Origin of the sequence: Muricoccus vinaceus (assembly GCF_042433125.1) — a bacterium.
Lineage (GTDB): Bacteria > Pseudomonadota > Alphaproteobacteria > Acetobacterales > Acetobacteraceae > Roseomonas > Roseomonas vinacea.
The window spans coordinates 60872-66871 of sequence record NZ_JBHLVZ010000011.1; the positions used below are offsets into that span (position 1 = coordinate 60872).

The 6000-nt window shown below is 64.8% G+C and carries 6 protein-coding genes; all 6 read right to left on the bottom strand.

Annotated elements, in window-relative coordinates; genetic code table 11:
- Positions 1 to 22: 22 nt before the first annotated feature.
- A complete protein-coding gene (locus ACFFIC_RS09010; protein WP_377049842.1) occupies positions 23 to 676 on the bottom strand; it encodes a GntR family transcriptional regulator in 654 nt (217 codons plus the stop codon).
- Between the two features lie 409 nt (positions 677 to 1085).
- The gene (locus ACFFIC_RS09015; RefSeq protein ID WP_377049843.1) at positions 1086 to 2213 is read right to left on the bottom strand and encodes an ABC transporter ATP-binding protein; all 1128 of its coding nucleotides are present in this window, start codon (positions 2211 to 2213) and stop codon (positions 1086 to 1088) included.
- A 10-nt stretch (positions 2214 to 2223) separates the two neighbouring features.
- Entirely contained in the window at positions 2224 to 3072 is an 849-nt protein-coding gene (locus ACFFIC_RS09020; protein ID WP_377049844.1) for a carbohydrate ABC transporter permease, read from the bottom strand.
- 17 nt (positions 3073 to 3089) lie between these two features.
- Positions 3090 to 4061: a carbohydrate ABC transporter permease gene (locus ACFFIC_RS09025; protein ID WP_377049845.1), complete on the bottom strand. Its 972-nt coding sequence runs from the start codon at positions 4059 to 4061 to the stop codon at positions 3090 to 3092.
- 10 nt (positions 4062 to 4071) lie between these two features.
- Entirely contained in the window at positions 4072 to 5370 is a 1299-nt protein-coding gene (locus ACFFIC_RS09030) for an ABC transporter substrate-binding protein (RefSeq protein WP_377049846.1), read from the bottom strand.
- Positions 5371 to 5552: 182 nt separating this feature from the next.
- Entirely contained in the window at positions 5553 to 5798 is a 246-nt protein-coding gene (locus tag ACFFIC_RS09035; protein WP_377049847.1) for a hypothetical protein, read from the bottom strand.
- Positions 5799 to 6000 lie beyond the last annotated feature (202 nt).

The window sequence follows — 6000 nt, forward strand, 5'->3', positions numbered from 1 at the left end:
ACGGAGAAAGTGACTTAAACCGTCATGCCGCACAGGTGTCCCGTAGATCGGCGCGAGTGAGATACTCCGTCTTGCTGGGTTGGAGGTGATCCACGCAGAGCTGCGCGATAACCCAGTTGTCGCGGCCATGAAGCATCTGGATCATGAGGCGGTGCTGTTCGTAAGAAATCCGAAGTGAATCGGCATCCGCAAGTGTCTTGGCCCGCACCGGCAGGCTGAGGCGCATGTAGTGCCGTATCGTCGACAGCAAGTGGTCGTTGCCGCAGGCGCCGAAGAGGCGAAGGTGAAAGCGGTCGTTTGCATCATGCACGCCACGGAGGTCGCGCGCCTCCATATACCCGGCGAACTCGGCGTTGATGGTATTCAGTACCTCGATCAGGTCCGGCGGTGCGGGCAGGGGGATGCGCAGTGCGGCTTGGCGCTGGACGAGTTCGCGCACCTCATAGATCTGCTCCACCTCGACAGGCGAAAGGGAACGAACGGTAAAGCCCTTGTTGCGTTCGCCAACGGCGAGGCCAAGGCGTTCGAGGCGATCCAAGGCCTGGCGGACGTAGTGGCGCGAGACACCGAAGCGGGCGAGCAGGGCATCCTCCACCAATCGGGTGCCTGGGCGGAGGCGGCCGAAGATGATTTCCTCCTGAAGCGCCTGTACGATCTCGGGCTCCGGCGCGGTCATGCCGGCTCCGCCCGCACGCGACCGTCTTCGACAGGGCGCAGCGCATGGAGACCATCGGCAGAGGAGGTTGCTGAGTCGCTGGCACCGGCCGACTGGCGCGTGGAGCGCATGAAAGCAGTGCCGAAGGGCCGGTCATAATGGATGCCGGGATCGGTGAGGCGCTCCGCGCGCGCCTGCGCGCTGCCCGCCGAGGTAAACGCCAGGACTGCGTTCGTGACCGACGTGCGGCCGGCCCACAGCACAACGCCCGAGGAGCGATGAGGCGCGACGGATTGCTTGCGGCACGGAGTGATGACGGACCCGCTCCTGAGTCGAGCAACAGCGGCGCGTGAGCGGTGGTGATAACCCTGCCACGCGACGGAGTGGTGACCGTGGGCGATCCCAGCGCCGGTAGGGCTGGCGCGGAACACTAGTTCAAGGCCTCATCTTGCGGCACCCGGTCGGCGGCGATCGCACGGCCGTCGGGGTCAAAGAGGTAGGCGGCCGAGGCGGGAACCGCGAGGCGAACCGTCTCGCCGGGGCGGGCGGCTGTGTCGCGATGCAGGCGGGCGGTGACCTCACCACCCTTCGTGTCCACCAGCAGGAGAGTCTCGGCGCCGAGCGGCTCGACGCTGGCCACCGTGCCGCTGATGGCGGGTTGCGGCGGCGCTGCAGCGGGAAGCAGATGCATGTCCTCGGGCCGGATACCGAAGGTGACCTCATCGATGTTGGCCAGCGCGGCGTCGGACCAGCGGGTGAGTGGAAACTCCGAGCCCGCCACGTGGACCCTCGCACCGGTGGGGGTACGGTGCAGGCGGGCCGGCAGAAGGTTCATCGGCGGGCTGCCGAGGAAGCGGGCCACGAAGGTATCCGCGGGATTGCGGTACACATCGAGCGGGGCACCGACCTGCGCGATGCGGCCTCGGTTCATAACGCAGATGCGACTACCCATGGTCATCGCTTCCACCTGATCGTGGGTGACATAGATCATGGTGGCCCCGAGGCGGCGGTGCAGCCGCGTCAGCTCGTTGCGGGTGGCGACGCGGAGGGCAGCGTCGAGATTGGAGAGGGGCTCGTCAAAGAGGAAGACCTTGGGCTCCCGGACGATGGCGCGCCCGAGCGCGACGCGCTGGCGCTGCCCACCGGAAAGGGCGGCGGGCCGGCGGGCGAGATACTCGGTAAGGCCGAGCATCTCGGCGGTCTCGTTCACGCGCCGCTCGATCTCGGCACGCGGCGTGCCCCGGCGCTTCAGGCCGAAGGACAGGTTCTCGGCCACGGTCATGTGCGGGTAGAGCGCATAGGACTGGAAGACCATGGCGATGTCCCGATCCTTGGCGGGCACCGCGTTCATCGGGCGGCCATCGATCGCGAGGCGGCCGTCGCTGATGCTTTCCAGGCCCGCGATCATGCGCAACGTCGTGGACTTGCCGCAGCCGGAAGGGCCGAGCAGCACCATGAACTCCCCATCGGCGACGGTCAGGCTCACATCCTCCACCGCGGCCAGGCTTCCCACGCCACCATAGCGCTTGCAGACATCCTGAAGTTGGACGGTCGCCATTCTCGACTCCTTACTTGACGGCCCCGGCCGTCATTCCCTGGATCAGCTTCTCGGAGAAGAAGGCATAAACGACGATCACCGGGATGACTGCGATCATCACACCGGTCGCGATCATGCCGATGTCCTGGAAGTAGTCGCCCATGAAGCGCTGGATACCGACCGGCAAGGTCCGCAGATCCTCGTCGCTGACGAGAACGACGGCGAAAAGATACTCGTTCCAGAGGTGGACAAAGTTGAGGATGACCGTGGTGACGATCGCGGGCATGCCGACCGGAACCACGATCCGGAGAAAGATCTGGAAATCTGTGTAGCCGTCGATACGCGCGGCCTCAAACAGGTCCTGCGGGATGCGCGCGAAGAAAGCTTCGAGAATGAAGACGGTGAGCGGAAGCTGCAGAGAGACATAGACCAGGATGAGACCGGCGCGGGTGTTGTAAAGATCGTAGTTCACGAGGATCTGGAAGAGCGAGAGCAGGACGATCTGCGGCGGGAATATGATGGAGGAGAAGAGGATGAAGTAGAGCAGGCGGTTGCCTGGAAACTTGTAGCGGGCGAGCGCATGAGCGGCCATGGCGCCAAGGATTGTCACGATCGCGACCGCCGACACGACGACGACGGTGCTGTTCCAGAAATATCCGGCGAAGTTGCTGTCCACCCAGGCCGCGCGGAACTTCCCCCAGTGGGCGGGGGACGGCAGGCCGTAATGGTCGGCGCTGATCTCGGCGGTGGTGCGGAGCGACATGGCACCGACCCAGAGAAAAGGCAGCGTGGTGTAAAGGGTGTAGAGTACCAGCACCGCGAGCAGCGGACCGCGGCGGAGGAGCGCTGTGAGGCGGTCGCCCCATCTCTGCGCTTGCATGGGGATATCCGGCACGTTCAGTACTCCAGCTTCTCGCGCTGGCGGAAGGCCAGATGCAGCAGGGCGGCGGCGGCCAGGACAATGATGAACCAAACAACGGCGATGGCGGAGGGATAGCCGAGGTCAAAGGTGTTCCAGGCAAAGGCGCGCTTGTAAACATAGGTGGAGACCGTTTCGGTGGACCACATCGGCCCGCCCTGGGTCATGATCCAGACGAGGTCGAATACCTTCATCTTGCCGATGAATGCGAGAATGTAGAGGTTCAGCAGGGTTGGCCGCATGAGCGGGATGATGATGTGGCGGAGCTTGGCAGCCCAGCCGCAATGGTCGAGCTCGGCGGCCTCCAGCACCTCGCTTGGCAGTGCGTGCAGGGCGGCGAGGCAGACCACCATGTTGAAGCCTGCCCACTTCCAGGCGTGCGTGACCATGAGGGCTGCGAGCGCGGTGTTGGACTCGCCGAGCCAGGCGCGGGTCCAGCCATCGAGACCCACAGCGCGAAGCGCGAGGTTGAGCGCACCCCAATCGTAGTTGTAAATCCAGAGCCAAACGATCGAGACCACGACATAGGAAAGCAGAACCGGCGTGAACCACGCGATCCGGAGAAAGCGCGCGAAGGGCACGCCGGCATAAAGGCAGAGCGCCAGCAGCAGGCCGGTCGCGACATCGAGGAACGGCGCGATGAAGGACCAGACGAGGGTGTTGCGGATGGCGCGGAGGAATGTCTCGTCCGACCAGATCTGGACGAAGTGGGCAAGGCCGATGAAGCGCGGCGCGTCCATGTTCTCAAGGTCATAGAGGCTGTCGGCGAAGGTGCGGATGACAGGATAGGCAGTGAGCCCGGCGTAAAGGACCAGGGCCGGCGCCAGAAATACCATGAGGGTCAGCCAGGAGGGGGCGCCGGGATCGCGCCCCCCTTGTCGGGATGCGGGCCACCACCGGCGCGGCGCCGCGGATACGGCGATGCGCGCGGCTTCGGCCGGTGCGGACATGCGGCGGCCCTTACTGCGGCGCCGCGGCGCAGGCGGCGTCCATTTGCGTCGCCGCGTCCTGCGGCGTGATCTGGCCGCCGGGAAGCGCGCGGTTCAGCACCTGCTGGAAGGTATCGGCGCAACGCCCGGTCATGTACTGCAGGGGCGTGCCGATGAAGAAGCGGGCGCCTTCGGAACGTTGCTGGAGCTCACGGAAATAGGGAGCGTTGATGCCGGATATGCGGCTTGGATCGGTGCGGATGCCGGTCTGGAGAAGCACGCCTTCCATCCACTGGTTGCCGCTCTCGATGTTGACGAAGGAGTTGAGCAAGGCGCCGGCGCATTCCTTGTTCCGGCTGCGGGAGTACATGACGTAGCTGCCGCCGACCGCGAGCGTCTTGCATTCCGGGCAGTCACTGTTCTCCATCGCAGGATACTGCATCAGGCCGAGGGGAAAACCGGCGGGTTGGCCGCCGCTCTCGGGCGGGACGAAGGCGCGGCCGGTGTACCAGCTGGCGATCGGGAACATCAGCGCGCCCGGGTTCGTGTGAAAGTAGTAGTGCGATTCGCCCAGCTTCAGCGTCGCCATGCTGCGGGGATAGGCCCCGATGTCCACGAGTTCGCGCATCCAGGTCATCGCTGCCATCACGCGAGGATCGCGGAAAGAAAGGCGACCGGTCAGGAGCTTGCGGTAGTCGTCGGGCCCGAGGCGGCGGAGCAGTACCTCCTCCAGAAAGTAGGCGCCGGGAAAGGGCCGGTCCGCCACGCCCTGGGCGAGCGGGGTGACGCCGGCCGCGACGCCGCGCCGGACGAGGTCGGTGAACTGGGCCTGGCCCATCTGGCCGTTGCCGGGAACTTCGACGCCGAGCGCGCGGACGCGTTCCCGGTTGTAGTAGAGTTCGACCGTATAGGCCTCAAGCGGAAGGCCGTAGACGCGGCCGTTGTGCGTCCAGGACGCGCGGGCCCAGTCCTCCAAGCCGTTGAGGTCGACGTATCTATCGAGCGGCTCGAGAAAGCCGTTGCGGGCAAAGGCGATCTCGTCGGGCTCAAGCCAGAAGATGTCGGGGGCTTGCCCCGTCCGAACAGCGGCGCGGGCCGAGGTGTAGATATCCGCCTTCTGAATGAAGCTCAGGCGAACGCGGCATTGAGGGTTCGACGTTTCGAATGCGCGCACGCGGCCTTCGACATACCCGCGCTTGGACGCCTCGTCCGGCCAGTGGCTCCACATCGTGACGGTTTGTGGATTGGCCGCAGTGGGCTGGGCGATCGCTGTGGGCGCTGAGGCAAGCAGACCCAGGGCAGCGGCGCTTGCTCGCAGCCAGCCAGACAACCTCTGAGACATTTCCGGTTCCCTTTTTGCCTTCGTTGCAAACAGGGGAGCAGGCCACCAACCGGATTGTCAACATTCATGCCGACGCGCCAAGACGGTCGATCGTGGTTTCTGGCTCTTTCACCACTGGGCGAATGGTCCTGGGCTGGATCATTGACAATTCTACGGAGCCTCGACCGAGGTCAGAGGAATCCGCCTTCTAGGGCAGCAACACCTCGGCAGTGAACGACCGAACATCTGGTCATCCAGCTTGGATCGGCATTGCCTTGGATCGCTTCTTCCTCCACTGCCCTTTGAGGGAGTCGTGGCAGATCTGGCACGAAACCGGCTTGCCGCGGCTTCTGATCGGAGTCGATCCGGGTTCGGACTTGCTCCAGCAGTTCCGCCGCATTCAGATCCGCCTCTTGGCAGATGAGGATGTAGGCCACCGCCGCTTCTCCTATCCTTCATCATGATGCCAGGTCCGGCGCACTCGGCGACACCAGGATGGGACAGCCTGGAGCCCTCCGGTTCGCCGTCATGCACGTCTTCGTCGCCCGAGACGATCACGGCCTTCTTATACGCCCGGCGTCATTGACTGACCTGTGCCCAAGGTCTGGTTGCGATGGAGGTGATGCGCTCGGGCTGACG